Source organism: Actinocrinis sp. (assembly GCF_035605935.1).
Taxonomy (GTDB): Bacteria; Actinomycetota; Actinomycetes; order Streptomycetales; family Catenulisporaceae; genus Actinocrinis.
Map to the genome: position 1 here is coordinate 1 of NZ_DATNGK010000160.1, position 2,163 is coordinate 2,163.

At 67.4% G+C, this 2,163-nt stretch carries 1 protein-coding gene; it reads right to left on the reverse strand.

The window, feature by feature from the left end; all coding sequences use genetic code 11:
* Positions 1 to 2,163, reverse strand: a 2,163-nt coding sequence (locus VN779_RS13440; protein ID WP_325723066.1) for a GAF domain-containing protein, incomplete at both ends; no start/stop codon positions are given.

A 2,163-nucleotide genomic window follows, 5' to 3' on the forward strand; every position in this document is an offset into this window, starting at 1 on the left:
GAGACGCATCCCAAGCTCACCTGCGCCCGTCGACACCTCCGCCTGCGCGATACGAAGCTCCAGCGCCAGCGAGACCAGCCGCTGCTGGGCGCCGTCGTGCAGATCGCGTTCGATCCGGCGGCGGGTCTGATCGGCGGCGGCCACCACACGCGCGCGGGACGCCGCAAGCTCGGCATACAGCTGGGCGTTGTCGAGCGAGACCGCGAGCTGGCCAGCGATCAGCTTGACGGCGTCTAGGCGCTCGGCGGTGAAGGCTCCCCGCATCAACCGGTTCTCAAGCAGCAACAGCGCCCGCAGGATGCCTCGGCTGAGGATCGGGATAGCCAGCAGTGAGCAGCAGTCGGCATCGGCGAAGTAGGGGTCGCGAGCGAAGCGATCATCACGGGTGGCGTCGGGCACGACCAGTGGCTCACGCGTGCGTTCGAGGTAGCGCAGCACCGACATCGGAGCTGTGTCGCTCGTCGGCGCGCCACCTTCGTGGGCTGTCGCTGGGAGCAGCCAGTCCCGGTGCTCGTCATTCCAGACCAGCAGCGCTACATCGGTCGCGCCGGTCATGGCTCCGAGTACCTGCGCCACCCGGGCATGCAATCCGGCGATACTGGTTTCCGAGCTCAGCGCCTGTGATGTCGACAGGATGCCCAGCAGATCGATGGTTCCGGTGCTGACACTGCCGCTGCCAAGGGAATCATCGGGCGACCGGGTGTTGCGCTGCGCGGCCGCCGTGTCCTGGTGTGGCGGCAGGCTCGGGTAGGCCCAGTCCAGTTGGGCGACTTTGGCTGTCGCGCCCCAGGCGGCATACTGCTGCCGCGCCTGGGTCAGCAGCTGGTATCCGTGGTGGTCGAGGCCGTGGGCCAAATAGAAGCGGGCCGCGCGTTCGGTGATCAAGGCCCGGTGCCACGGGCGTGGGCGTTGGCCGGCGCCGTGTAGAGCCGCGTCGAAACCGCGGACACACCCTTGGAAGTCGCCGACCGCCCATGCCCGCTCGGCCTCCAGCAACCGCAACAGGTGCAAGAAATTCTGCGGCGCATCGGCGGCCCGGTCGGCCAGCCATTGCGTCACCTCGTCAAGTTCGCTCAGCAAAGTGTCTCGCGCGGCACCGTCCGTGGCGCGGATCTGTCCCGCCAAGGCCAGTCCTCTCAACACGCGCGCCACTGCCCCGGGGTATTCAGTGGGCGAGGCCGACACCAAGGGCACGGCTTCTGCGGTGTGGCGCTCAAGAGAGGCCTGATCGCCGAAGATGGCGGCGGCCATCGCTTGAACGCTGTGTGCAGAAAGAAGGGTCGCCGGGGTGTCGCTGTATTCGGCGATGGATACCGGCGCGCCGGTTGTGGTGGGGCGTTCGCCGCGCAGCGCATCGATCACCCATTTGTAGGTCTCAAGTACCTCGACCATGTTGACGCTGCCGATGCGTCGCACAAAGGCCAGACCCGCGTCGAGCTCGGCGACGCAGGCGTCCAATGACGGCGCGCACTCGAGCAGAGCCCGCACAGTCGGGACAAACGTGTATGCCGCCTGGCCGAGGTCCCCCCCGCCGATAAACCCTTCCCTGGCTTGCCGAGCGTCGTCGACGCTGTCTTCGAGCGGCTCGAACCACCACGCCAGCAACGCTAAAAGGACACGTGGCGTTGACGATTCGGGTTCGTAACCTCGGGCCTCACTCAGCGCCAACAGCCGTCGTAGCGCCCGATACGGCAGGGCGTAGTTGTTACCCAATGCGACAGCGGCCACCGGGATGCCGGTTCCCGCGCCGACCAGAGGACGGGCGGGGCCGTACTCACGCCAGATCCGCAGCGCCTGCAGGCTCAGCCAGGCCATCAGTATGGGTTCCTGCCCAAAGTAGGCCGCCGGTTGGATCGCATCGATCACCCGCGAGCCGGCCAGCATCGTGGGATCGGTGAGTTCGGGGCGAGCCAAGTCATCGTCGGGTCCGGTTGCATCAAGCCACCGCAACAGGTTCTCGAACCGCTGGTCCAGCTCGGCCAGCATCCCGTCCGTAGTGGGTACGGCGATGCCCAGCTGCGCAAGCACGTCCAGGCCGAGCGCGATCGCCTCCGGCAACCGTCTCGCATGGGTGAGGCTGCGCACCTGTACCGCCGCTGCCTTCGCCAGGTCGACCGGGTCAAGGCATACCGCCTCGATCGCGCGGTATTCCTCGTCCCCCTC